Annotated in this window: 25 protein-coding genes and 3 pseudogenes; 7 read left to right on the top strand and 21 right to left on the bottom strand. The window is 70.7% G+C overall.

Annotation, left to right across the window (positions count from 1 at the left end; all coding sequences use genetic code 11):
* Positions 1 to 112 precede the first annotated feature (112 nt).
* The 4 genes and pseudogenes from SLP03_RS27115 to SLP03_RS27100 all read right to left on the bottom strand — a co-directional run.
* Positions 113 to 424: pseudogene (locus SLP03_RS27115) on the bottom strand (N-acetyltransferase family protein); the annotation flags it as partial.
* A gap of 617 nt (positions 425 to 1,041) precedes the next feature.
* Positions 1,042 to 1,685 (bottom strand): annotated as a pseudogene (locus SLP03_RS31765) (serine hydrolase domain-containing protein); the annotation flags it as partial.
* A 97-nt stretch (positions 1,686 to 1,782) separates the two neighbouring features.
* Entirely contained in the window at positions 1,783 to 2,328 is a 546-nt protein-coding gene (locus tag SLP03_RS27105; protein ID WP_319463469.1) for a hypothetical protein, read from the bottom strand.
* 792 nt (positions 2,329 to 3,120) lie between these two features.
* Positions 3,121 to 3,669 carry a hypothetical protein gene (locus tag SLP03_RS27100; protein WP_319463468.1) on the bottom strand — a complete coding sequence of 183 codons (549 nt, stop codon included), beginning with the start codon at positions 3,667 to 3,669 and terminating at the stop codon, positions 3,121 to 3,123.
* A gap of 337 nt (positions 3,670 to 4,006) precedes the next feature.
* Between SLP03_RS27100 and SLP03_RS27095 the strand changes: the two genes are divergently transcribed.
* Positions 4,007 to 4,468: a hypothetical protein gene (locus SLP03_RS27095; protein ID WP_319463467.1), complete on the top strand. Its 462-nt coding sequence runs from the start codon at positions 4,007 to 4,009 to the stop codon at positions 4,466 to 4,468.
* 485 nt (positions 4,469 to 4,953) lie between these two features.
* On the opposite strand, the gene SLP03_RS27090 is transcribed toward SLP03_RS27095, so the two are convergent.
* The 3 genes from SLP03_RS27090 to SLP03_RS31760 form a co-directional block, all read right to left on the bottom strand.
* Complete coding sequence (locus SLP03_RS27090; RefSeq protein WP_319463466.1) at positions 4,954 to 5,547, bottom strand: hypothetical protein; 594 nt, start codon at positions 5,545 to 5,547, stop codon at positions 4,954 to 4,956.
* Between the two features lie 912 nt (positions 5,548 to 6,459).
* Positions 6,460 to 6,774, bottom strand: coding sequence for a hypothetical protein (locus SLP03_RS27085; protein WP_319463465.1), 315 nt, complete (start codon positions 6,772 to 6,774; stop codon positions 6,460 to 6,462).
* A 322-nt stretch (positions 6,775 to 7,096) separates the two neighbouring features.
* Positions 7,097 to 7,387: a barstar family protein gene (locus SLP03_RS31760; protein ID WP_413644752.1), complete on the bottom strand. Its 291-nt coding sequence runs from the start codon at positions 7,385 to 7,387 to the stop codon at positions 7,097 to 7,099.
* 522 nt (positions 7,388 to 7,909) lie between these two features.
* Between SLP03_RS31760 and SLP03_RS27080 the strand changes: the two genes are divergently transcribed.
* On the top strand, positions 7,910 to 8,269 hold the full coding sequence (locus tag SLP03_RS27080; RefSeq protein ID WP_319463464.1) for a hypothetical protein: 360 nt from the start codon (positions 7,910 to 7,912) through the stop codon (positions 8,267 to 8,269).
* 193 nt (positions 8,270 to 8,462) lie between these two features.
* On the opposite strand, the gene SLP03_RS27075 is transcribed toward SLP03_RS27080, so the two are convergent.
* The 6 genes from SLP03_RS27075 to SLP03_RS27050 all read right to left on the bottom strand — a co-directional run bounded on the left by SLP03_RS27075 (position 8,463) and on the right by SLP03_RS27050 (position 11,797).
* Entirely contained in the window at positions 8,463 to 8,894 is a 432-nt protein-coding gene (locus SLP03_RS27075; RefSeq protein ID WP_319463479.1) for an SMI1/KNR4 family protein, read from the bottom strand.
* Positions 8,891 to 9,022 (bottom strand): hypothetical protein, encoded by a 132-nt coding sequence (locus tag SLP03_RS27070; RefSeq protein WP_319463480.1) that lies wholly within the window; start codon positions 9,020 to 9,022, stop codon positions 8,891 to 8,893. Before SLP03_RS27070 ends, SLP03_RS27075 begins: the two co-directional genes overlap by 4 nt.
* Positions 9,023 to 9,385: 363 nt before the next feature.
* Complete coding sequence (locus SLP03_RS27065) at positions 9,386 to 9,751, bottom strand: tyrosine-type recombinase/integrase (protein WP_319463463.1); 366 nt, start codon at positions 9,749 to 9,751, stop codon at positions 9,386 to 9,388.
* A 505-nt stretch (positions 9,752 to 10,256) separates the two neighbouring features.
* Positions 10,257 to 10,496: a hypothetical protein gene (locus SLP03_RS27060; RefSeq protein WP_319463462.1), complete on the bottom strand. Its 240-nt coding sequence runs from the start codon at positions 10,494 to 10,496 to the stop codon at positions 10,257 to 10,259.
* Positions 10,497 to 10,565: 69 nt separating this feature from the next.
* Positions 10,566 to 10,766 (bottom strand): hypothetical protein, encoded by a 201-nt coding sequence (locus SLP03_RS27055; RefSeq protein ID WP_319463461.1) that lies wholly within the window; start codon positions 10,764 to 10,766, stop codon positions 10,566 to 10,568.
* A gap of 500 nt (positions 10,767 to 11,266) precedes the next feature.
* Positions 11,267 to 11,797 carry a VOC family protein gene (locus SLP03_RS27050; RefSeq protein WP_319463460.1) on the bottom strand — a complete coding sequence of 177 codons (531 nt, stop codon included), beginning with the start codon at positions 11,795 to 11,797 and terminating at the stop codon, positions 11,267 to 11,269.
* 144 nt (positions 11,798 to 11,941) lie between these two features.
* Here SLP03_RS27050 and SLP03_RS27045 point away from each other — a divergent pair, with 144 nt between their 5' ends.
* Positions 11,942 to 12,424: a GNAT family N-acetyltransferase gene (locus SLP03_RS27045; RefSeq protein ID WP_319463459.1), complete on the top strand. Its 483-nt coding sequence runs from the start codon at positions 11,942 to 11,944 to the stop codon at positions 12,422 to 12,424.
* A 9-nt stretch (positions 12,425 to 12,433) separates the two neighbouring features.
* On the top strand, positions 12,434 to 13,024 hold the full coding sequence (locus SLP03_RS27040) for a nucleotidyltransferase domain-containing protein (RefSeq protein ID WP_319463458.1): 591 nt from the start codon (positions 12,434 to 12,436) through the stop codon (positions 13,022 to 13,024).
* Positions 13,025 to 13,211: 187 nt separating this feature from the next.
* Here the strand turns inward: SLP03_RS27040 and SLP03_RS27035 are convergent, their stop codons facing one another.
* From SLP03_RS27035 to SLP03_RS27015, 5 genes and pseudogenes are all read right to left on the bottom strand, one after another.
* Positions 13,212 to 13,634 (bottom strand): hypothetical protein, encoded by a 423-nt coding sequence (locus SLP03_RS27035; protein ID WP_319463457.1) that lies wholly within the window; start codon positions 13,632 to 13,634, stop codon positions 13,212 to 13,214.
* A gap of 172 nt (positions 13,635 to 13,806) precedes the next feature.
* Complete coding sequence (locus SLP03_RS27030; protein ID WP_319463456.1) at positions 13,807 to 14,205, bottom strand: nuclear transport factor 2 family protein; 399 nt, start codon at positions 14,203 to 14,205, stop codon at positions 13,807 to 13,809.
* A 34-nt stretch (positions 14,206 to 14,239) separates the two neighbouring features.
* A pseudogene (locus tag SLP03_RS27025) lies at positions 14,240 to 15,501 on the bottom strand (RNA polymerase sigma factor).
* A gap of 2 nt (positions 15,502 to 15,503) precedes the next feature.
* Positions 15,504 to 15,905, bottom strand: a complete 402-nt coding sequence (locus SLP03_RS27020) for a YciI family protein (RefSeq protein WP_319463455.1) — start codon at positions 15,903 to 15,905, stop codon at positions 15,504 to 15,506.
* A gap of 95 nt (positions 15,906 to 16,000) precedes the next feature.
* Positions 16,001 to 16,816: a class I SAM-dependent methyltransferase gene (locus SLP03_RS27015; RefSeq protein ID WP_319463454.1), complete on the bottom strand. Its 816-nt coding sequence runs from the start codon at positions 16,814 to 16,816 to the stop codon at positions 16,001 to 16,003.
* Between the two features lie 53 nt (positions 16,817 to 16,869).
* Between SLP03_RS27015 and SLP03_RS27010 the strand changes: the two genes are divergently transcribed.
* The 3 genes from SLP03_RS27010 (at position 16,870) to SLP03_RS27000 (ending at position 18,731) form a co-directional block, all read left to right on the top strand.
* The gene (locus SLP03_RS27010; RefSeq protein WP_319463453.1) at positions 16,870 to 17,076 is read left to right on the top strand and encodes a hypothetical protein; all 207 of its coding nucleotides are present in this window, start codon (positions 16,870 to 16,872) and stop codon (positions 17,074 to 17,076) included.
* A gap of 57 nt (positions 17,077 to 17,133) precedes the next feature.
* A complete protein-coding gene (locus tag SLP03_RS27005) occupies positions 17,134 to 17,958 on the top strand; it encodes a neutral zinc metallopeptidase (RefSeq protein WP_319463452.1) in 825 nt (274 codons plus the stop codon).
* Positions 17,959 to 18,083: 125 nt separating this feature from the next.
* Positions 18,084 to 18,731, top strand: a complete 648-nt coding sequence (locus SLP03_RS27000; protein ID WP_319463478.1) for an HAD family phosphatase — start codon at positions 18,084 to 18,086, stop codon at positions 18,729 to 18,731.
* Between the two features lie 57 nt (positions 18,732 to 18,788).
* Here the strand turns inward: SLP03_RS27000 and SLP03_RS26995 are convergent, their stop codons facing one another.
* From SLP03_RS26995 to SLP03_RS26985, 3 genes are all read right to left on the bottom strand, one after another.
* The gene (locus SLP03_RS26995; protein WP_319463451.1) at positions 18,789 to 21,344 is read right to left on the bottom strand and encodes an ABC transporter permease; all 2,556 of its coding nucleotides are present in this window, start codon (positions 21,342 to 21,344) and stop codon (positions 18,789 to 18,791) included.
* Positions 21,344 to 22,111, bottom strand: a complete 768-nt coding sequence (locus SLP03_RS26990) for an ABC transporter ATP-binding protein (protein ID WP_319463450.1) — start codon at positions 22,109 to 22,111, stop codon at positions 21,344 to 21,346. The genes SLP03_RS26995 and SLP03_RS26990 overlap by 1 nt, the downstream gene beginning before the upstream one ends.
* Before the next feature lie 323 nt (positions 22,112 to 22,434).
* Positions 22,435 to 23,121 (bottom strand): response regulator transcription factor, encoded by a 687-nt coding sequence (locus SLP03_RS26985; RefSeq protein WP_319463449.1) that lies wholly within the window; start codon positions 23,119 to 23,121, stop codon positions 22,435 to 22,437.
* Between the last annotated feature and the right edge of the window lie 178 nt (positions 23,122 to 23,299).

Genomic DNA, 23,299 nt, shown 5'->3' with positions numbered 1-23,299 from the left:
GGCCGTCAGGGGTCGTCGGGTCGTAGCCGAAGGCTGCGTCGATCCTGCCAGCCGAACCGCCGGCCTCCCTCACGGCGGTACGGCACGCCGTGAGGGAGGTGATCGGCCACGCGTGGGTTAGGAGCTGGGTCCCGACGTTGTACCCGCGGGCGGCGGGTGCGACGAACAGGCGGCTGACCTCGGCTGCGGGCGTCGAGGCAGGGACAGTTGCGGGGCAGACGCGGTGAACGGCGACATGGCCGAGGATCGAGCCTCGTTCCGTCTTGGCGACCCATGCGTGCAGGGCGTCGGTTGGCGACAACCATCGTTCCGGGTCGGCCGGCCAGTTCAGCGGGTAGCGGTCGAGGCGATGGACCTCGGTGAGGACCGCGACGCACTGTGGCAGGTCAGCCGCCGTTCGGTCGCGGATTCTGATGTCATTCATTGTCAGATTGTCACTCAGGTCGTGATACCGATCTGTCATGCAGGTCCCGAGACCGGACAGCCGGTTGCCGGCCTGTCAGGCTTCAGTTGAACCCGCCCGCATCTATTCCAGTTGATGGGTGACAGTTCGTCGGACGGTAACGCCTGGTCGTCACACCGCGTGACTGATCCGCCGCCTGCTGACGGAGCGCGCGATGGATGGTGCCCACCAGCAACGCCCGGGCAGCGCCAGATGAGTGCGTTCTTCGCGTGCTCAGACGCCTTGGTGCACCCAGGTTGAGCGGTCCACCACGTGAACGGTGACCTTCTTGCCGAAGAGAACGTGGGGGCGGGCACTACCGCCAGCCGGCGGGGTAGACCCCGCCCGGCACGTCGGCATCGGGGTCGTAGGGCGTCCGGGTGAAGCGGAACGAGGCGAGGTCGAGGTGCGACACGGCCCCGTCGGTCCGGCGGACGACCCGCAGCGGCTCGCCTGCGTGGTAGCCGTCGAGCCCGACCCACGCGTCGACGCCGACCGGGCGGAAGCGCGTGCTGCTCGAGCCCGGCGAGCAGCGCGGTGACCAGACGCCGGGGCGCCGGGCTGCTCGTCGTGTTCGTCAGCACGACGACGCCGTCTCCGGTGTCGCGGGCGACGCGCAGCTCGGCGACGAAGCCCGGCATCGACCCGCCGTGGCCGGCGTACCGGCGTCCGTCGACGTTGAACACCTGCCAGCCGATCCCGTGCGCACCCGTCCAAGGGACACCCTGGTCGTCGACGACGAGGTGCGGCTCGCACATCTCCTCGAGCGTGTCGGCGGCGAGCAGCTCGCCGGTGTCGCCGGCGAGGAAAGCGGCCCACCGCGCGAGGTCCTCGATCGTGGTCCACAGCTGGCCCGCGGGGCCCATCGCGCCGGCGTCGTGCTCGGGCTCGGGCAGGAGGACGTCGGCAAGGGGTGCACGGCGAGACCGCGCGCCGCGCGCCCGGTGGGCCGCCTCGTCGTGCGGCCCATGCCGAGCGGCTCGAGCAGGTCGCGGCGCAAGACCTCGAACCAGTCGACGCCGTGGGCCCGGGCGACGAGTTGACCCAACGCGCCGTAGCCGACGTTCGTGTAGTGGAAGCGACGCCCGGGGCGGAAGCGCTGCCCGACGCCCGACGCGACGAGCTCGTCCCACGTGCCGCCGGGCGTCCGTTCCCACCACGGGCCGTTAGTCTCGGCCTGCAGGCCGGCCGCGTGGACGAGTAGTTGTTCGACGGTGACGTCGCCGAAGGACGTCCCCGGCACGTGGTCGTCGAACCGGTCGGTCAGGTGGAGCCGCCCAGCCTGTCCAGGGCTGATGTTTCTCCGGATGTACCCGGCCCGCCCGTGCGCCGGTTCGGTCCTATGTACTGGTGAGCGGGTCGGTGCTGATGTAGAGCACCATCCCGACCAGAGCCAGGACGTCCACCGCCAAGAGGACGAGGTGTACGTAGCGGTACCGGCGCACCATCGTGCCGGCCATGAGTGTCGCCGGCGTGTGGTCCAAGAGCGCCGCGATCCTGTTCAAGCGCGTTTGGTACCCGCCCGGGCGCACCCGGTTGTGACCGCCCACGCCCGGGGTCAGGGCGGCAATCGGAACGGGCGAGTGCCCGGAGACCTGCAGCTCGATGCTGAACCAATCGATCCGGACCCCGTCGACCAGTGACCGTGGAACGCTGTATCTGACGAGCGGGTTGCCCACGACGACATGCGTGCGGGTCACCGCCACGAAGGCAGCCGGCCCCGCGAGGTACATGAGCAGCACAAGCGTGCCGATCGGCGTAAGAAACAGCAGCAGCCGCATCTGGGGGGTGTAGGGGAGGTGGGTGGGCGCTACGCATCCGAATATGCCGGTCGCCGTGCCCATGGCGATCGCCAACAGGGCGAGCGGGTCATTCCGCCGGATCATGGCCTCAACTCCTCACCAGGCCCGCTGACCGCCCCACGTGGATACGGTCGAGGTCACCGACAGCACCGAGTACGCCGGTCGGCGTCGGTGCCCCAGGCTAGCGGCAGGTTCGACACCGGCTGACAGCAGTTTTGATCTTTGCAAGGCCGGGTCATGATGTACGCGTGGCACCGAATGTGCGGGAAGCAGTGGACCGCTGGCGCAGACGCCGGCCGGGAAATGCAGTACGAGTTGCCTGGTCCCTCGCCTTCCTTGCCGGCTATGCGCTGTGGAGTTGGGCACTGCACGACTGGGCCGCTGCCCACGGCTACCGCGGCTTGCTCGATGGATGGCGCCCGTGGTATTTCGCCGTCGCCGCCGTGACGTACTGGCCGATCGCGGGACTCCTCTGGTGGTTGGTATACCCCAGGTCGGGATTGCTGCCCTGGGTCCGCGAATGACGACGGGCTTGGAAGCCAGCGGGGCGGACGGCGTGGGATGAAGGGGAGCGGCGCCTCACCGAGGACAGCAACGAGTGACAGCAACGGCGCTGGACGGACCGCCACCGCAGCGGACGGGTGAAGCGCTTCGGCCAGTAGCTGCCAACCCGCCCGCACCGAGTTGGACAGCCCGATCCAGGCTACGGATCAGATGGTCAGCGCAGGCCGGTCGTACACCCATCCGTACAGCCAAGGACAGCGGCAGTGGCCGACGACGCCCGACAACCACGGACGGGCTGAACAGGGGCGTGACGGCTTGACCAGTCGTCCGCGATCTTCTTCTAATCCCACGGCCGCTCCCGGCCGTCGTCGGTCAGCGTGGAACGTAGCCGTTTGCAGAGAGGACCAACAGGCGGAAGCCCATCGGCACCCGCTGCTGACGAGGCAGGCCGAGCACGTCGTAGTCGACCGCGAGGTCATCGAAGAACAGCCCTGATCCGGGAGCCACCTCCACGTCCGGGATCGTGATCGTGACGAAGACCGGCAGCTCCATGCCCGCCCCCACCCTGATCGAGTGGAACGGTGCCGCCGCAGCCGGGTCGAACACGACGGCAGTGGCCTCATCGGCATGGTTTACCGCCAAGCGGGCAATCTTGACCGGACCGTCATCGACCGCGATGCCGGTGATCGTCACCGGCCACGGACCGGGATTGCGGATGGACGCGCCGAACGTGACCTGCCCTCCGGGATTGAAGGCGAACCGCACCTCCGTCCTCGACCCTTCCGTGCGGGACTCCGCGTCAGCCCCATGCCACCACGAGCTGCCATGATCGAGGCGATGGCCGATGGTGGCCGACAGATACCCGGTGCACAGTGCGACAGCCAGCGCCGCGGCGACCAGGAGCCGTCGACGGCGCGTCACAGGGGCCTCCGTGGGGGGACGTGCACCGACGTCAACGTCATGACAGCGCACGCTACAACGCGCATACGCGCGGCGCTGCCCGCCCCAAACGGGGTTCTGCTGGTGCTTCGGTCGTCGTGCCCGTTGCGTGCCCGTTGGAACGGGAGCCAAGGGGCAACGGCGGTCAGCTCCTGGACGTGGCCGCCGGCATGGCGACGCAGGTCAAGGGAGGTCACCGCCGTCCGACTTCCGGCCGTATCCACACTTCCTAAACCGCGTGACTGACAGCGGCGCAGGACCGCAACCGGGCGCGCCAAAACGCTGGCTGGATGATCGTGCTCGGCGACACACTGAGCGGATGCAGGACGTGCAAGAGGTAGCGGATCGCTTCATCGCGGGCGCCATCCCGAGCGAGGACTTCCCTCGCTGGGCGGCGCAGGCACTGGCGGAGGGACTCGATAGCCCGACGCTGCGGGAACTCGGTGGCTTGCCCCGCGCCGAGGTACGCGAAGGCCGAGATCTGATGCGGCGGGCATTGATGGAGCTGGGCGCAGTCCTGCCGCCTTTTCACGCCGGTCCGGAGGATCTGGTGATCTACTGGGCCTCGCGCATGACTGCTGGCACCGTCGGCCCGGTCGATGGCACCAGCTGGATGTTGAGCCAGGCTGACGCACTTGGCTGGCCGGACTGGCTCAACCAGTTGACCGGCCTCGCCTCCGAGTGGGACGACTGGCCCGAGGGACGTGAACAGCTCGAATCGGAGATGTTGGCTGAGGCATCGGCGCTCCTGGCCAAACGACGACCGGGGCAATCGGGCTAGAGGCGTCACTTGGGGCCCGGCTTGGGAGCCACGGATGGGAGCCACCGGGGCGAACGTAGCCGGACGCGCCCGGACCGATTCAGTTGCCGAGGGCGAGGCCACCAGGGCGACCCGGACGTTGCCGAACGGCAGCGGAGTGGTCTTGGGAATCTACGGATCAGAAGGTCGACGGTGCACGGCTGTACAGCCAGCGGTACAGCCAAGCGGGTCCGCCACGAACGACAGCAGCCGACACTCCCCGACGGTGCGACCAGGCACCCGGTCCTCTGACCCGGCATCCGCGCTCTTCTCTTAATCCGCTGGTCCGGCGGATGCAGGGTGTAGCAGCGCCTGTAGCAACGATGACGGACAACGGGGCACGGTCACGCGCTCCTGGCGGGCCGGAGGGCAACGGGCCGGCCAGGGGTGGACGCGGTCGGAAGGCTGCCCAGAACTTACAAGCGAGGGGTCGGGTTCGAAACTGCTACCACCCTCGATTGCCGGGATCAGCCGGCCGGGCGTTCGAGGTCGCCTCGCACGGCAAGGAAGTCGGCGGTGCGGTCGCCCTGCGGACGCGAGGACACGAAGGCCACCACCCCGACCGTTTCCTTGTCCGCCCAGCCGCAGGCGGTCAGGTAGCTGCCGTCTTCGGCGTGTCCCTGCCCGCAACGGGCCTCGCCCCCGAGCTGGCCGGCGTCAACCTTGCCCACCTGTTTGATCCGGTACGGCCGAAGCGCACGATCCACGGTGCCCGCTGGGTCGGCCACTGTCCCTGACGCACCGCTGATATAGACCATGTCCGCGTCCGGCGTTTCGCCCCCGTAGGCCCAGCCGACCGCGCTGGTCGGTTGGCCGACCTCGCGCTTGAGCTGGTCCAACTGCGACTGGGCCGCGTCGACCAACTCCCGGCTCATCGACTTGGGCATACCGAGAAGGCTTTCCGGCGTGTACAGCTTCCGATGCGGCGAGTCGCTGGCCTCTACCCGTGGGGTCGGTGCCGGCGACGTGCATCCGCTCGACAGCAGGAGCGCGGCGACCGTCAGCAGCGGCGCGGTTGCGGCGAGCGCTCGGGCGCTCCGGGCGCGGCGGATCCTTGCCATGACGCTCCTCTCAGGGGAATCGGGGCGGAAGCCTAGCCGAGAGATCCTCGGGAAGAGCGCTCGGCCTGTTGGGTGACTGACTGGGTGACGACAGGTGCGAGCGGTGGCGGACTTCTACGGACCTCGCTGGAAGGTTTCGGCAGGCCGATGCCGATGATTAGGCGGGTCGCCACGGCATGTTGGTTGCCTGGGGGTCAAGGAGTCCAGGGAGCACGACGACCAGGCGGTGGACCTATCGGTTACCGGAGCGGCTGAACATCGACCCACCGGCGTACTGCCAGCCGCCATCGCAGGGTGCCCCTGTGGCCGAAGTTGCCACGTTCGATGACGTCAGCATCGATTGCGATGGCGAATTTGGCGTAGGAGGTTCGGCCACCTTCGGTGGCCCGCAGGATCTCCGTAGGCCACCGGACTGTGTCACTCACCAGGTCGCAATACACCTGGCGGCGCCACCATCGTCCGGGAACGTCGATCTCGAACCTGCTCCATTCCCAGTGGGCGTGGTAGACGCCGTCAAACCGGCCGGATGAACCAACCGTGAGCACGCATCTGGGCCGGTCCATGGCGTACATGGAACCAGAAGGCCCGGCCCCCGCACGATGGCCATGGCAGGTCCAGGCCGAAACCAGGCCGTCGGAGGCCGATCGTGAGCGACCAACGACGACCACTGGTGACGACGTTTGCCCAGGCAGCAAGGCGTGACCGGCCCGATCACCAGGCCGGCCGGAGCCTCCTCATCTGTAGTTGGTGTACTGCTGGCCCGCCGGATGCAGGGTGTCGCAGCGCCTGTAGCAACGATGACGGACGACGGCGCACGATCACGTGCTCCCGGAGGGCCGGACGGGGCGGCCCGGCCGCGGGTGGACGCAGTCGGAAGGTTGCCCAGAGTTTACAAACGAGGGGTCGGGCGGCTCATCGCGCCGCGGCTTGGCGCAGCGCCGTCACAATCCACTCGTCGGGAGGAGTGCCGCGCAGTCCGTCGTCCGTCGCATACACCCGGCACATCAGCCCGTAGCCATCGCGGGCATCAGAGGCGGGATCAACGTCCACGCCGTTGACGCGGATCGTGGGCGAGCCCAGGAACCGCTCCTCGGCCGCCTGGTCGTCGGAATCGATGCGCCGAAGTGAGATCGGCATTTCCACGCCGGCCTCAGCTAGCAGCGCGCGTATTCGGTCTTCAAGCCCGCGATGGTTCGGGCAACCGTCGAAGTACAGGATTTCAATCATTAGCGGCCGGTCCGGTGGAAGCGGCCGGGCACGTACCAGCGCACCAGGGCTCCCAGCTTCCCGCGCTGGCACCAGCACGACGACGGGCATCCACAGGAGTACCCACCCGGGTTGTGGAGCCGAGCTAACAGGCTGCGCCTCATGAGCCAAGCCTAGGCCGCAGACGGACGGCCGAGCGTTCCAGGCTCGGTGGGTGACAACTGAGTGACAAGCGGAGCATCCAACCACGGACAACCACGGACGGTTCGAGACTGTCTCGGCAGCTCCGGGTAGGCATCAACGCAGGTGCGCGGCCTCTGATCGTTCCTTCGGGACGAAGAGGTCACAGCAGCTCGAACTCAAACCGTTCCTCCTGGCCAAGCTCCTGGTCCTTGGCTTGAACGGCTCGCAGGAGGCTGCAGATCTTCCCGAATCTCTTCGCTCGGAGGTTCCTCTTACTGACCGGCCAGTGGGTCCAGACCACTCGGACGGGGCGGGGGACATCCATGGTCAACCGATCCCACAGGGCATCTAGGTTCGAACCGTAGTAGGGCCCGAAGTCGAGAGCCCGGCCCAGGAGCCGATGAAGGTCGCCCTCGGTCCGTACCTCGCGGCCATCGATTTGGACGAGCACTTGCCTCTCCTCGCATGTGGATGCTCGGGAGACACCGTAAGCGGTCAGGGCGACGGTGGTAGTCACTCGCGTCGTTCGGGTTGACGATGGCCCCGGCAGTGCGATCAGCTCGACAGCTTTAGGCCGAGACCCGCTGGCTGTCTTGCCGTGCCCGTCACGTGCCCGCTACGTCGGTCAACAAGGGGCAGCAAGAGAGTACGCCGCCGGATCATCAACGGACGGAGGCGACGAGTGGCGCTGCCAACCAGCACGGCCGAGATGATCTACCGGCAGATCCAGGCACCTTCCAAACTGACGGTGCCGCGTTGCCGGTGAACAACTAGTTGTCTAGCCAGGAGCCCGGGTGCCGGGCGCGGAACAAGTCCAGCGCGTCTCTGGTACGCGCACTTACGCCCACCCAGGTGTCGTCCTCGACGCGGACGATGAAGACATTGGACACGTCGCGACCCTACGCCGGCGGGTGACCAACTGGGTGACGATCGGGACGCACGTCGGTGGACAAACCTGGCCAGTGGTGGACGGATGCAGCAGCTCAGACCCAGTATCGAGCCAGCTCAACACCGCGCCATCGTTCACACCGAAGAGGTCTCGGCAGTCCCGTGCGTTGACGAGGCACACGGCTACAGCAAAGATCAGCGCATGACCGCCGACGACTCTAACGCGTCTGCTGAGCGTGAGCCGCAGCCGCCTCGGGAGATGCCGCTCCACAAGATGTGGCTCTTTGGCGCATTCGGTGCGGTGGGCGCTATCACCGCCTTGGTGATTGCCCCGACGAACCCCGGCGGCTGGATCTTGCTTGCATCGCTCGGCGGGCTTGCTTGGCTGACACGTGTCGAACTGCGACGGCGCGACGTAGCGCAGCAGTCGGACGAACGACCGTAGCGGTGGCCCCGCCTCGGCGTGCCAGATGCGTGCCCGATACAGCGGTCAACATGGGTCAACGCCGGCACGCCGACAGTCCCAGCCTGCACGCTCCGCGCTCGCTTCCAGCCCGCACGGATACCCAGCCTGTGGATCAATCCGATTCCCAAGCTGAGAGTGCAGCTCTGGTAGCTCTTGCAGCTTCTCGGCCAGGTCATCGGATCCAAGGCTGTAGGTGAGCGAGGGCGGGGTCGGCCGCCAGGACTACGTTCGGGTCGAACGGCCAGCCCTTCGCGCCGCATTCAGCTTCGAAAAGGAAGCGCAGGAAGCCCCAGAGAGTGGAAGAAACCAGGTAGGCGATCTCCTCTGGGTCGGAGATGGCCTCGACGAAGGCGACGTATCCGGCAAGGGCCTCCTGGGTCAGCAGTATGTAGTAGTTGCCAAAGCCGTCGCCGGCGACGGGGAGCCAGCCGAGCTGCCGCCACGTCGAGAAGGTCGCAGCGCGGAGCGCCATGTCGAGGAAGTCCCTGTCCGGACGTGCTCCGAACAGTCCGCCTGGGCCGATCGGAGCACCCTTGCAGATTCGCAGCCAGGCGGCAAGGTCCTCGGGTAGGCCGGTGCCGAGCCGTGTGGCAAGGTCTTTCAGCTCGGTATCGCTGGCGCCACCGGGGAGCGGTTGTCTTGGGTCGCGGGGTAGGCGTGGTAGGAGCGTCCGAACGCGGAGGCGATCGCCGTCAGGTTCTCGTTGCTGCGCCACAGGCGCAGGGTACCCACGACGGGACGATGCCCCGGTTACCCAGCTCTCGGTAGTACGGCTGAGTGACCAACTGGGTGACGACGCAGGTGAGCAACGACGAACGCCCATGGACGTCGGTGGACGATCCTGGCAGCTCACGCTGCCGGCCTACCAAGCTCATCGACGGCTCGTCGTTCCTTCGGGACGAAGGTGTCAAGCTCCGCCGGTGAGACGGCCGACGGAGCTTGACGTCCAGGAGTATCGGGACGGCAGGGCTTGCGGTGGTCATGCTTCGACGACGCCTAGCGGACCGGCAGGACCAAGATCATGCCGTTTCCAGGCCGTCTGAGGGGAACCCGCAGTGCCCACCGTTGACCATCAATGCCAGGCACGGCAGCAGCTCAGACGCCATGTCGTCCGCTTTGATCGACTACGCCCCCGCCCTTGGTCAATACAACGCCAAATAGCCTCGGCGGGCGGTGCACGTGCTTTGACCTGAGTGAACATAGGTCACGCCTCCCTGCTTGGGCGCACGGTGGGGGCACATCCCGTCGGAAGGCGGCGTCGATCGCCTCGCGCGAGCGGTCGTCGTCGTCCGGCCAGAGGTGGGCGTACACGCCGAGCGTCTGCGCGGCGTTGGCGTGGCCGAGCCGGTCGCTGACCACCTTGACCGACAGGCCAGCCCGGATCAGCGCCGAGGCGAAGAAGTGGCGCAGGTCGTGGCAGGTCGCCTCGGCAGGCCGGCTGCGGTCCGGGCCGGCGCCCACACGTACCGATTGAACCGGTTCCGGTGCAGCGGCTGGCCGGCCTCGACGCCGCCGGCGGCGGCCGGCTGGACCTGGCGCTCGACGGTGAGCGTCCGCCGCAGAAAGTCGACGTCGGCGACCTCGAGGCCGAATAGCTCGCCCTGCCGGAGGCCGGTTGCCGCGGGCCGGTGGCGCGCCAGGTGGCGCAGCGGTGAGGCACCCCGGCCGGCCGGCCACGCCCCGGCGGCCCGCCGGGACCGATCGGACCGTCCGGGCCGCGTCCGCGTCGGCCATTCGGACGTGCCGGCACGGCCACCCACGGATCCGGCGGATCGGCGGTCGAGAGGTGACGTCGGCTCGTAGGCTCCCCAGCCATGGGGTCACTTAAGCTGCCGTCGATCGCCGTCGTCCTCTGCTTCGTGGTGCCGTTCGCCATCGCGGCGGCGGCGATCTGGTGGGCCACCCGCCGACGCCGAAAGTGAAGGGGCGCCCGATGGGTCAGCGTCGGGCGCCCCTTCGGCCTCGGTCAGTCCTGCTCGCGTAGCCACCGCTCGAGGTCGGCGAGCATCTGGTCACCGTCAACTTCGTCCGCCGGCATCACGCCCACCTCACGCGCCAGCGCGGTGACCGCGTCCGGGCCTTGCTCGCACGCCTCGGCCAGCCGGCGCAGCTGCTCGTCGCGCTGCCGGCAACGCTCCAGCCCGTCGGCGTACCCGGTGGCGTAACCGGTGTCGAACGTCTTGTTCAGCTCCCGATCGGTGTACATCTGGCGCGCCCTGGCACGCCGTGCCGGGGCGGCGGGTGGTCGACGGCCGCCACCAGCGGTCCGGCCGGGTCATCGCCCGTTGCCCTTCGTCATGTCGATCAGCCGGCGTAGGACGTAGGAGAGCGCCCTGGCCTGGCCGACCGACATGACGACGTGCTCGGTCACCGGACCCTCCGCCGAGGTGAGCGACAGCATCGGCTGCGCGAGCGGGTGCGTCGACCGGATCAACGCGACGTCGATCACCGACACCTCGGCCCGGTTGGTGTTCACGTGGGCGACCCGCGACCGGTGCTCGCCGGTCGCCTACTTGGCGGGGCGTCGGTGGGCACATCTTGGGCACATGCCACCGAGAAACGCCGAAAGTTGCTGAAAGTCAGTGAGCGCCGTTTGTGCTGCTCACGGCCCTGTCCGGGCCATCGCCGCAGGTCGCGGACCTGCCGGGTTCTCTTCAACGCCAAGTGACGCCTTCACCCTCCTGAGCTGCGTAAACATGCCCCTGCGGGTCGCCTAGGCGTCGCCAGGTCCTCTGCCGGCCCATCGACAGCAATGATGGCAACCGCGATGGAGGCGGCCGCGGTCGACGTCACCAGGACGGTCGGAGCAGGCAGACGGGGCGCGCAGTTCCTACACGTGAGGGGTCGTAGGTCGAGACGAGCTGCGGCCGGCCATCGACGAGGACCAGGTCCATGCGGTAGCCGGGGCACCGGAGGTGGACCAGCCGCGTGACCAGCGATCACCATCCATGAAGGCACGTCCCTGAGGCTCCGGCGTCAAGACCGCTCGGAGGCACTGCGTACCACACAGAATTCGTTTTCCTCGGGGTCCTTGAGGACTACCCAGCCCAGGCCATCGGGACGTCGATGGTCCGCGACCAGTTGAGCGCCGAGGCCGAGCAGTCGCTCGATCTCCTGATCTCGAGTGCAGTCAACCGGTTGCACGTCGAGGTGTATCGGGTTTTTCGTTCGCTTGCTGTCTGGCACCTGAAAGAAGAACACCTTCGGATGGTGGTCGTCGCGCGGTACCAGGCTGGCCTGCGGATCGAAGGGCACGTCATCCTCGGCACGCCCATAACCCAGCACTTCTGCCCAAAAGCCGGCTAGCTCGTATGGATTCGAGGAGTCGAACGTGATGTTGCGAATGTCTGAGGTCACCGAGATCCCTTCCTTGGGGATGCGTAGCGTATGCCGCGCTGCCTGACTGCGGTGGCCGGGAGGAAGGCCGGGCTGTTGAGGTAGACCAGCCTCGACCGGGTTGTGGCCGTCGCTGTGCCCACCTGCCTCGACGCCTTCTGACGGCAGCATGTCGGCGACGGCGTCGAGCGGGTCCCACCAGTAGGCGGCGCACTGGCTGCCAGGGCACGGGCGCCGTTTCCCGACGACGGTGTGCGGGTCGTGGTCTCCGCCGGCTCGCGTCTGTGCCCGCCGGGCTGGGCAGGTGTGGTGGAGGTGGGTGGTGCGGGCATCGCCACCGCGCCCCATGCCGCCGCCGGCCAGCTCCTGCGCGCCACCCTGACCGAGTTGCCCGTCGACGCCTTGTACGACGCCGAGTGGTGGCGGGCCCTGCCGGCCGTCACCGACGTGCTCGGTCCTGCCGTGCTGGCGTACCTGGACCGCGGACTGGACGAGATCACGTCGCCGGCCTTCCTGGTACGGGAGGGAACGCGTGTGGTCGCGGCTGCCGGCTACCGCCGATGGCCCGGCGAGGTGGCCCACCTCTGCGTCCTGGCGGCGCCGGGCTCCCGTGGCCGGGGCCTGGCGCGGACGGTCGCCACGGCGGCGACCGGGGATGCGCTCGCGGCCGGACTGCTGCCGCATTGGCGGGCGCGGACCGAGGCCTCCCGGCGGGTGGCCCGCGCGCTCGGCTACCGCGAGCTCGGGCGGCAGCTGAGCGCCCACATCGGACGGCGCGCTGCGGCGCAGGCGACGTAGGGTCGGCAGGTGGCGCCTCACCTCGACGCGTGGGATCCGTGGCTGCCGCAGGTGATCGCGGAACGGCTGGCGGGGCTCGACGTGCCCTGGGGCGTGGCCGGCGGCTGGGCGCTCGACCTGTTCCACGGCCGGCGGACCCGCCACCACGGGGACACCGAGATCGCCGTACCCGCCGACCGGTTCGCCGAGGTGGCGGCCCGCTTCCCGGACTGCGACTTCCATGTGGCCGGGGGCGGTCAGGTCGCACCGTTGTCGCCGGAGTCGCTGCGGGCCCACCACCAGACCTGGGCGTGGCAGCGCGGCGCGGCGGTGTGGCGGTTCGACGTGTTCCGCGAGCCGCACGACGGCGACACCTGGATCTGTCGCCGCGACCCGCGGTTGCGAAGGCCGTACGCGGAGCTCATCCGGCACGACCCGGGCGGGATCCCCTACCTCTGCCCCGAGGTGGTGCTGCTGTTCAAGGCGAAGGCCGAGCGGGACAAGGACCGGGTGGACTTCGACGCGACGGTTCCGCTGCTGTCGTCCGACGAGCGCCGGTGGCTGGACGCGGCCCTGGCGCTGGTGCACCCGGACCACCCCTGGCGGGACCGGCTGCGCTGACCGCCGATGGTGCTGGCACGGTGGACGGATGCCGACGACCGACCGGGCGGTCCGCTGACGAGGACTGGCGGCTGGAGACCCGGTAGGGGCCGGTGTACGTGCGGATGAGGCAGCAGGTGCACGCACCGGAGGCCTCCGTCACCGTCTGGCCGCTACCACCCCACCCGGCCCCGGGCGACGACGCCGGTTAGGGGTGCGTGACCGCCAGGGCCGCCGCGCGGACCTCGGCCGGCGGCTGGTAGCTGTGCACCGCGAGGTAGTGGACCGCGAGCTCAGGCAGCGCGTAGCCGACCTGGGTCCCGAGGACCCGGAACTCGGCGCTACCGCGCGCGACCAGCCCCAGCCGGACCGCCTCCAGCCGGTCGTCGCCGAGGTCGCGCAGGCACAGCTCGCGCAGGTGATAGCCGCGCGTCTGGTGCACCCGTGCCACCGCCAGCCGGGTGAGGGCCGCGACGAGGTCCTCCTCCACATCGCCCACCGGGAAAGGGTGGTCGGCGTCGAGCCAGCCGACGTTGCGCACCGGCAGGTCCGGCCGCGGCTCCTCCCGGCGGTTGTGGGGGTCGGAGAGGTCCCAGTAGGAGTACGGCGACAGATCCGCGAACCAAGGCATGTGCGATTCCCCTGCCACCGGCGGTGCCCGTCTACCGTCCCTCCATGATCACCCCTCCGCCAGCGGAGCTGTTGTCCCGTTTCCCCGAGCTGCGGCCCTCGGTCGGACCGCCACCCGGCTGTACCCCGTAGCTGCTCGACCAGCAGCAGGCAGCCGGGGCGGGCCGCGCTGGTCAGGAGCCGGTCGGGTGCGTCGCCGGCGCGGCCCGCCACGGGGCCCGCCACGCCGGCGCCTCCCACCCGTCGGTCACGTAGATTGACTCCCGGGCCAGCCGGTCCCCCCGGAACTCGAGGATGTCCACCCCGTACTTCGGGGGACCGCCGTCGTACCAGACGAGGAGCTCGGCGACCCAGACGTCACCGCCGCCGCGGACCCGGCCGAGCTCGTAACTGACGGCGGCCGGGTAGCGCCGGCGCCACTCGCGGAAGTTTTCCACCCCGTCGAACCGCTCGCCGGACTGTGGGAACTCCAGGACAGCGTCGGGGTGGTAGATCTCGTGCGCGGTGTCCTCGTCGGTGCCGCTGTGCGCGATGTAGTGCGTCAGCACCGCCCGGACGGCCTGCTCGTCCACGGGTCTCCTCGCAGTCGGTTGCCCGGCACCGAGGCTACGGACATTCGGTGCCGGCGGACCGGGAAAGCCCGAGGCGGGCGGCCCGGGCGTGCAGGTAGCGCTGCTGTGGCAGGTTCAGCGACCGCCGCGCCGCCGTCAGGTACGCCTCCCGCGCCGCGTCCGGCTCCCCGGCCAGCTCCAGCAGGTGCGCCCGGGCCGCGTGCCGCCGCGGGTCGTCGGCGATCCGCCTGTCGGCGGCCAGGCCGTCGAGCAGGTCCAGTCCGGCCCGGGAACCCCGGACCATGGCGATCGCCACGGCGTGGTTCAGCCGGACCACCGGGTTGTCGGAGATCTCCAGCAGCAGCTCGTACAGCGCGACGATCTGCGGCCAGTCGGTCGCCTCGACGCTGGGCGCCTCGTCGTGCAGGGCGGCGATCGCCGCCTGGAGCTGGTACGCGCCGACCGCGCCGCGGGGCAGCGCGGCGCTCACCAGGGCCACCCCCTCGGCGATCTGCTCGCCCCGCCAGCGCCGGCGGTCCTGCTCGGCCATCGGCACCACCTCCCCGCCGGGCCCGGTGCGCGCAAGCGTGCGCGCGTCGGTGAGCAGCATCAACGCCAGCAGGCCGGCCACCTCGGGGTCGTCGGTGAGCCGCTGCAGCATCCGGGCCAGCCGGATCGCCTCGGCGCACAGGTCGGCCCGGTGCAGGTGCGGGCCGGCGGTGCTGGCGTACCCCTCGTTGAAGATCGGTAGAGCACGTGCAGCACCGCGTCGAGGCGGGCAGCCCGCTCGGGGCCCGCGGGCAGGGCGAACGGCACTCCGCTGTCCCGGATGCGCTGCTTGGCCCGGGTGATCCGGCGGGTCATCGTCGCCTCCGGCACCAGGAACGCGCGGGCCACCTCGGCGGTGCTGAGCCCACCGACCGCCCGCAGGGTGAGCGCGATCTGCCCCGCCGGGGGCAGCGACGGGTGGCAGCAGAGGAAGAGCACGATCAGGGTGTCGTCCGCGTCGGCCGCTGGCCGGTCCGCGGCCGGTGCGAGCCGCCGGTCCGGCGGCAGCCGCCGGACCACCGTGTCCTCGCGCCGGCGGCGGGCCCGTTCGCTGCGGAGCAGGTCGGTCAGCCGGCGGGCGGCGACGGTGATCAGCCAGGCCTTCGGGTCGGCGGGCCGGCCGTCGCGGGGCCAGCCGGTGGCGGCGGCCAGCAGCGCCTCCTGGGTGGCGTCCTCCGCGGTGTCGAAGTGCCCGTACCGGCGGATGAGCGCGCCGAGGACCTGCGGCGCCAGGCGGCGCAGCAGGTCCTCGATCCTGTCCTCGGCCACCGTCAGCCCTGAAGCTCCTCGACGGCGTCGAGGATCGGCCGGACGTCGACGTACTCGCCCTCGGCGTCCGGGTTGACGAACCCGGCGGCGATCTCGGTGGCCCGGTCGAAGCTGACGCAGTCGACGAGGCTGTAGCCGGCCAGCACCTCCTGGGTCTCGGCGTACGGGCCGTCGGTCACCACCGGCGCCCCGTCGCGCAACCGGATCCGGCGGGTGTGCACCGGCGCGGTGAGACCCTGGGCGTCGACCAGCTCCCCGGACTCGACCAGCTCCTGGTGGATCGCCTCCATGTGGGCGTGCATCGCCGCCAGCTGCTCCGGCGACATCGGGGGCTGGTCACCGGGCACGCCGGACATGGCGTCGTAGTCCCGCTGGGTGCCGTACAGCATGATCAGGTACTTCACGGTCCTCCTCTCGGCCGGCGCCCGCGGCGCCGCTCACCCGAGACGTCGGCGCCGGGGCGCCGCGCCGGACATTCCGCTGCGAGACTATGCGGCGCTCAGGCCACCCGGCCGGAGGCGAGCAGCGCGGCGGTGGGCAGCACCAGCATCCCCGCGGCGTCGCGATAGCGGGCGCCGAGCCGGTCGTACTCCTCCCGGATCCGGTCGCGGACCGCGGCGGGCTGCCGTTCCATCAGCAGGCCGAGCATGCCAATCCCGTTCGCCGGCCCGGCCCACCAGTCCTCCGGGTCGGCGCGATGCGCCCAGGCCAGCGTCGCGCACCGCACGTCGGCCAGCCCGGCCGCGGCCAGCAGCCCGGCCAGGCCCTCCTCGGTGCGTGGGAAGTTGCGCTCGGTCGCCACTCGCGGCAGGTCCACCGGGGCCTCGCCGCCCGCAGCGGTGAAGATCTCGCCCCAGAGCCGCTGCAGCGGTGGCTGCGGGTACGGCCAGATGGTCACCGCCACCCGGCCGCCGGGCCGGACCACCCGGCACAGCTCCGCCACGCCGGCGGCCGGGTCGCCGACGTGGTTGAGCACGAAGTTGGCCACCGCCGCGTCGAAGCCGCCGGGCGGGAACGGCAGCATCGGCAGCGTGGCCTCGCTGATCTCCGCGCCAGGGGCGTGCCGGCGGGCCGCGTCCAGCATGGTCGGTTCGGCGTCCACCGCCACCACCTCGGCGCCGCGGCCCAGCGCCCGCGCCGCGACGGTGCCGGGCCCGGTGCCGACGTCGATCACCCGCCGTCCGGCCCGCACCGCCGCCGCGTCCAGCAGCGCCTCCGCCGGGTACGCGCAGAGCGCCGCGAAGCTCCGCTCGTACGCCGTGGCCCGCCCCGCCCAGCGCGACCGCTCGTGCACGTCGAACCCGTCGATGATCATGGCAGGCAGCGTAGTCGGGCCGACGGGTGCGCGGTGGTCCTACCGTCGGGGGCATGACGACGATCCTGGTGGTGCTGGCGGTCCTGGCCGTGCTCGTCGGCGGGGCGTACGGCGCGGTCGCGTGGCGGGACCGGCGGCCGACCTCCGACGACCCCGCCGCCGCCCGGGAGGCCCGGGCCCGCCAGCACCGGTACGAGGCCGAACGGCACGGCTCGCAGGGCGACACGTGGCAGCGCGGTCAGCGGGACCCGAACAGCTGAGCGCACCCGGCGGGTCGCCGTTGAACGCGACGGCCCCGGAGCGCGTGATCGACAGGTGTGCATCATCGACGCGCGGTCGGGGTACTGCTGCGCCAGGGACACGACCGGGAGGGCATCGTGGGGGAGAGCGCGCGACGTCGGCAGCCGGGCCTGCTCGCCGGTCTGGTGGTGGCGGTGGTGGTGGCGGCCGGCTGCATGGGCGGCGGGGTCGACCAGGGCGAGCCGCAGCAGCCCGGCCCCCAGCAGACCCGCCCGCAGCAGTCCCGGCAGCCCGCCTCGCCGGGCGCGAAGACCACCCGGGCCGACGGCACCACCAGCGTCGCCGAGTTCAAGCAGGACTTCAGCGCCGCCGTCGGCAGCGCCGAGGACTACTGGACCGCCCAGTTCCAGGCCTCCGGCAAGCGGTTCCAGCCGGTCCGGCGGGTGGTGCCGTACACCCGGGATGGGGAGGTCTCCTGCGGTGGGCAGCCACTGCCTCGCAACAACGCCGTGTACTGCTCGGCGGGGGACTTCATCGCCTACGACGTCAACTGGTCGGTCGGGGCGTTCCGGCAGATCGGCGACGCGTTCCTGTTCTACCTGCTCGGCCACGAGTACGCGCACGGCATCCAGGTCCGCCTCGGCATCCGCTACGACTTCACCATCCAGCAGGAGCTGCAGGCCGACTGCATGGCCGGGGCGTACCTCGGCGACTCGGTCCGCGACGACCGGTTGACCCTCGAGGAGGGCGACCTGGACGAGTTCCGGGAGGGGCTGCTCGCGGTCGGCGACGACCCGGACCAGCCGTGGTTCGCCGAGGGCTCGCACGGCACCGCCGAGCAGCGCACCGACTCGTTCTTCCGCGGCTACGAGAAGTCCCTGGGCGCCTGCGGGCTGGGCTGACCGCGACGATGCCGCAGGTCACGCCGGCCGGTACGGCGCGCGGCGGACGCGGCTCGGCTGGGAGGATCGGCGGGTACGTCCGTACCCGTCAGGAGGCTCCGCTGAGCAGCAACCATCCCGCCGCCGTGCTCTTCGACATGGACGGCACCCTGGTCGACAGCGAGAAACTGTGGGACGTCGCGTTGCAGGAACTCGCGGCGGTGTACGGGGGCAGCATGTCCGACGCGGCGCGCAAGGCGATCATCGGCACCAGCATGGCCCACTCCATGCGGATCCTGCACGACGACCTCGGCCAGCCGGACCGCGACCCGGAGGCCAGTGCCGCCTGGATCAACGCCCGCATCCTGGACCTGTTCCGCACCGGCCTGCGCTGGCGACCGGGCGCGTTGGCGCTGCTGCGGGCGGTTCGCGCGGCGGGCATCCCGACCGCCCTGGTGACCTCCAGCGGCCGACCGCTGGTCGAGGTCGCGCTCGACACGCTGGGCCGGGACAGCTTCGACGCGGTGGTCTGCGGCGACGAGGTGGATGCGGCCAAGCCGCACCCGGAGCCGTACCTGACCGCCGCCCGGCTGCTCGGCGTGCCGATCGGTCGTTGCGTGGCGATCGAGGACTCGCCGACCGGGGTGGCCAGCGCCCTCGCGGCCGGGGCCGCCGTGCTGGCCGTACCGGCGGAGGTGCCGCTGCCGCCGACCGACGGCGTACACCAGCGGGAGAGCCTGACCGCGGCGGACCTGGAGCTGCTGGCGGCGCTGCTCGGCGAGCCGCCCGCCTGACCGCGACGCGAAGGGGGCCCCGCCGGCCGGCGGGGCCCCCTTCGCGTCGCGTGCGGGTCACTCGTGGGCGATGGCGCCCAGCACGTTGATACGCGCGGCCCGCACCGCCGGCAGCACCGCGGCGATCACGCCGATGATCGCGGCCAGGGCGAGGAAGACCCCCATCTGGCCCCACGGCAGGACCAGGTCGGTGATCCCCTCGTCCTTGAGCGCCCGGACCACCGCGGCGCCCAGACCGGTGCCGACCGCCACGCCGAGCAGCGCCCCGAAGATCGAGATCACCACCGCCTCCACGGTGATCATGCGCATGGTCTGCGCCCGACGCAGCCCGATCGCCCGCAGCAGGCCCAGCTCGCGGGTCCGCTCCAGCACCGACAGGGCCAGGGTGTTGATGATGCCGAGCACCGCGATCACGATGGCCAGCGCCAGCAGGATCTGAATCATCCGCAGCGGCGTGTCCAGCTGGCTGGTCTGCTGCTTGATGAACGCGTCCCGGTCCGCCACCGACACCTCGGGACTGTCGGCGAGCAGCGTCTCCACCTGCGGCTGCACGTCGGCGACCCGGGCGCCGGGCGCCAGCTGCACGAAGCCCTGGATCGGCTGCGGGATGGCGAAGTCGGCGGCCGCCTGCGGCGGCAGCACCACCGGGTTGGTCAGCTGCGAGCTCTCGAAGATGCCGCTGACCGTGTACGTCCGCGCCTCGCCCCGGGACAGCTGCACCGTCACCGGGGAGCCGACCGACACGTTCCGCGACTTGGCGGTGTCGGAGCTGAACAGCATCTGGTCCGGGCCGAGCCGGCTGATGTCACCGGCGGTGGCCTTCGCCCCGAAGATCCGCTGCAACGCGGCGACGTTGCTCGACGCCGCCACCCAGGTCCGGGTGCCGTTGACCGTGGCCATGTCGCCGTACTCGCCGTCGACCAGTTGGACGCCCGGGATCGCCGCCGCCTTCGCCAGCACCGTCGGGTCGAAGCTCGGCGGACGCGGCCCGCTCTGCGCCCCGGAGATCACCAGTTCCGCCTTGATGGTGTCCGCGGCCACCTTGCTGATGCTGCCCTTGGCCGAGTCGAGGATCACCGTCACGCCGGTCACCAGGGCGATGCCGACCATCAGCGCGGCCGCGGTGATCGCGGTGCGGCGCGGGTTGCGGCCGGAGTTCAGCCGGCCCAGCTTGCCCGGCACCGACCAGGCGAAGAGCGCCCCGAGCAGGGAGACCACCGGTCGGCTGATCAGCGGCGTCAGCAGCGCCACCCCGATGAAGGCGAAGAGCACGCCGCCGAGGATGGTGGCCAGGGTGTTGTCGCCGGCGTGGCCGTTCAGGCCGAGGAAGAGCAGCGCGGCGCCGATCGCGGTGACGATCCCGCCGGCCACCGTGACCTTGGTCAGCGGGCGGTCCGGGGTGGCCACGTCCTGCATCGCGGCGATCGGTGGGATCCGGGACGCCCGCAGCGCCGGCAGCAGCGCCGCCACCACGGTGATCACCAGGCCCACGCCGAAGGCGCCGATGACCGCCGCCGGCGGCACGCCGAGCCCGGCCAGGCTGAGCCCGCCCGCCAGCTTCCCGAACAGATACGCCAGCAGCGCGCCGACGCCGATGCCGGCGGCGAGCCCCAGCACGGAGGCGATCAGGCCGACCATGATGGCCTCCAGCACCACCGAGCCGATGATCTGCCGCCCGCTCGCCCCGATCGCCCGCATCAGGGCCAGCTCCCGGGTGCGCTGGGCGACGATGATCGAGAAGGTGTTGAGGATCAGGAAGGTGCCGACCAGCAGCGCCACCGCGGCGAAACCGAGCAGGACCTTGTTGAAGAAGGCGAGCGCGTCCTTCAGGCTGGCCGCCTGGTCGGCGGCGGCCTGCTTGCCGGTTTTCACCTCGTAGCCGCCGCCGAGCGCGGTCGCCACGTCGTCGCGCAGCCGCTCGGCCGACACGCCGTCCGCGGCCTTCATGCTGACGTTGGTGAAGGTGTCCGGCTTGCCGAGCATCAGGCGCTGCGCCACCGGGGTGGTGAAGATGACCTCGTTCACCCCGCCCATGGAGTCCCGGCCACCGCTGTAGCCGAAGACGCCGACGAGGGTGAACTCCTTCTTCGGCTCCAGGGTCAGCACGCCGACCCGGTCGCCGACCTTGACCTTCGCCGCGTCCGCGAGGGCCTGGTTGACGACGATCTCGTCGTCGGCCCGGGGCTCCCGCCCGCCGGCGCGGAGCTCGATCAGGTCGCCCTCGCCGACCCAGTTCTCGCCTAGCTGCGGCGGCCCGAACGAGGTGACCACCTTGCCGTTGCTGCCGATCAGCCGGGCACCGTCGGCGTTGACCAGGCCCTTGACGTCTGCCGCGCCCGGCACCTTCGCCTTCACCTGGTCGACCACGGAGGCCGGCACCGGGGCGGGCACCTGCTCGCCCTCGGCCTCGCCGAGCGCGACCTTCGGCTTCCCGGAGACGATGACGTCGATGTGCGAATACCCGTCGGCGAAGACCGCGTCGAACGATCTGCCGAGGGTGTCGGTCAGCACGAACGCGCCGGAGACGAACATGACGCCCAGCACGACCGCCAGGCCGGACAGCAGGAGGCGCACCTTGCGCGCCAGCAGGCTCTTCCACGTGGCGCGGAACATCAGCGCGCCACCTCGGCCGGGGCGTCCAGCTTCTTCATGGTGTCCAGCACCGTGTCCGCGGTCGGCTCGACCAGCTCGGAGACGATCTGCCCGTCGGCCAGGAAGATCACCCGATCGGCGTACGCGGCGGCGGTCGGGTCGTGGGTGACCATCACGATGGTCTGGCCGTGCTCCCGTACCGAGTTGCGCAGGAAGTTCAGCACCTCGGCACCGGACCGGGAGTCCAGGTTGCCGGTCGGTTCGTCGGCGAAGATCACCTCGGGGCGGGCGACGAGGGCCCGCGCGCAGGCCACCCGCTGCTGCTGGCCGCCGGAGAGCTGCGCCGGCCGGTGAGTCAGTCGGTCCCGCAGGCCGACCGTGTCGATCACCGTGTCGTACCAGGCCGGGTCCGGCTTGCGGCCGGCGATCGACAGCGGCAGCAGGATGTTCTCCTGAGCGGTGAGGGTGGGCAGCAGGTTGAACTGCTGGAAGATGAAGCCCACCTTGTCCCGGCGCAGCTTCGTCAGCCCGGAGTCGCCGAGCCCGGTCACCGTCGTGTCCCCGATCGCGACCGTGCCCTTGGTGACCGAGTCCAGGCCGGCCAGGCAGTGCATCAGCGTCGACTTGCCCGAACCGGACGGGCCCATGATCGCGGTGAACCGGCCGCGTTCGAACTCGGCGGTCACCCCCCGCAGCGCGGCGACCTGCGCCTCGCCGCTGCCGTACACCTTCCACACGTCGTTGGCCCGGGCTGCGGCTTGCGCCTGCGGACCCACCGTCGCGGTCACGTCATCTACCTCTTCCGTCTGCCTGCTGTTTTCCGCACCGCCCCCGCTGGCCGGTGCGGCACTCTCCCCATCCTCGGCCCGGGGGCTGGAGGATCCGTCCACCCCTGGGCGTACCCGGTGCCGGAGATCGTGCTGCGGGTCGGCCCCGATCCCGACTCAGGGTTGCCCCTGACCCGACCGTGGTCGACCGATTTCCCGCACCGCCGGGACGTCGTCGTCGACGCTAGGACCTGACGTCACGTCATGGTCAACCCCGCCGCGCCGCCGATGGTCACGGTAGGTGACGAGGGCAACTCGGCGATGGCGCGCGGCCCTCCCGCCGCTCACGCACCGGGACGGACCAATCCCGTCTCGTACGCCAGCACGACCGCCTGCACCCGGTCGCGCAGCCCCAGCTTGGTCAGCACGTGCCCGACGTGGGTCTTGATGGTGGTCTCGCTGACCGACAGCGCCCGGGCGATCTCCGCGTTGGACAGCCCCCGGGCGACCTGCACCAGCACCTCGCGTTCCCGCTCGGTGAGCGCGCTGAGCGCCTTCGGTGGGCTCGCCGCCGGGTCGGGCAGCACGTCGGCGAAGCGGTCCAGCAGCCGCTTGAGGATCCGCGGCGCGACCACCGCCTCCCCGGCGGCCACCGTCCGGATCGCGGTGACCAGGTCCTCCGCCGGCACGTCCTTGGCCAGGAACCCGCTCGCCCCGGCCCGCAGCGCGCCGACCACGTACTCGTCGAGGTCGAAGGTGGTCAGGATCAGCACCCGTACCGGCAGCCGGGCGTCGACGATGGCCCGGGTCGCGGCGACCCCGTCCATCCGGGGCATCCGGATGTCCATCAGCACCACGTCCGGCAGCAGCCGCCGGGACAGCTCCACCGCCTCCAGGCCGTCCCCGGCCTCCGCCACGATGTCCAGGTCGTCCGCGGTGCCGAGCACCATCCGGAAGCCGGTACGCAGCAGCGGCTGGTCGTCGGCGAGCAGGATCCGCACCGGCCGTGCCGGCGCCGCGCTGTCGGTCATCGGATCTCCCCGTCGTGCTGCTCGTGCCGGCCTGGTACGTCATGCCGGCTAAGAGGGCATCCCGTCTAGGTGTGTATGGATGTGTCTGTTTCGGGGTGGTCATCGCGCCAGGATGGGGTCGATTCGTGGGTCAGTCGACGGCTCATGTTGTCGATCATGGCCCAGTGGATGTGGGCGC

Source organism: Micromonospora sp. RTP1Z1, assembly GCF_033804685.1.
In the GTDB taxonomy this organism is placed as follows: domain Bacteria; phylum Actinomycetota; class Actinomycetes; order Mycobacteriales; family Micromonosporaceae; genus Micromonospora.
The sequence above is the reverse complement of the archived record's forward strand: the minus strand, read 5'-3'. Positions and strand labels throughout refer to the sequence as shown.

Coding starts and splice junctions, on each gene's coding strand:
- SLP03_RS27105 (WP_319463469.1), bottom strand. CDS start 2,328: ATGATCCGGCGGAATGACCCGCTCGCCCTGTTGGCGATCGCCATGGGC.
- SLP03_RS27095 (WP_319463467.1), top strand. CDS start 4,007: ATGCAGGACGTGCAAGAGGTAGCGGATCGCTTCATCGCGGGCGCCATC.
- SLP03_RS27090 (WP_319463466.1), bottom strand. CDS start 5,547: ATGGCAAGGATCCGCCGCGCCCGGAGCGCCCGAGCGCTCGCCGCAACC.
- SLP03_RS27085 (WP_319463465.1), bottom strand. CDS start 6,774: ATGATTGAAATCCTGTACTTCGACGGTTGCCCGAACCATCGCGGGCTT.
- SLP03_RS27080 (WP_319463464.1), top strand. CDS start 7,910: ATGCAGCAGCTCAGACCCAGTATCGAGCCAGCTCAACACCGCGCCATC.
- SLP03_RS27060 (WP_319463462.1), bottom strand. CDS start 10,496: ATGTACACCGATCGGGAGCTGAACAAGACGTTCGACACCGGTTACGCC.
- SLP03_RS27050 (WP_319463460.1), bottom strand. CDS start 11,797: ATGCTGCCGTCAGAAGGCGTCGAGGCAGGTGGGCACAGCGACGGCCAC.
- SLP03_RS27035 (WP_319463457.1), bottom strand. CDS start 13,634: ATGCCTTGGTTCGCGGATCTGTCGCCGTACTCCTACTGGGACCTCTCC.
- SLP03_RS27015 (WP_319463454.1), bottom strand. CDS start 16,816: ATGATCATCGACGGGTTCGACGTGCACGAGCGGTCGCGCTGGGCGGGG.
- SLP03_RS27010 (WP_319463453.1), top strand. CDS start 16,870: ATGACGACGATCCTGGTGGTGCTGGCGGTCCTGGCCGTGCTCGTCGGC.
- SLP03_RS26995 (WP_319463451.1), bottom strand. CDS start 21,344: ATGTTCCGCGCCACGTGGAAGAGCCTGCTGGCGCGCAAGGTGCGCCTC.
- SLP03_RS26985 (WP_319463449.1), bottom strand. CDS start 23,121: ATGACCGACAGCGCGGCGCCGGCACGGCCGGTGCGGATCCTGCTCGCC.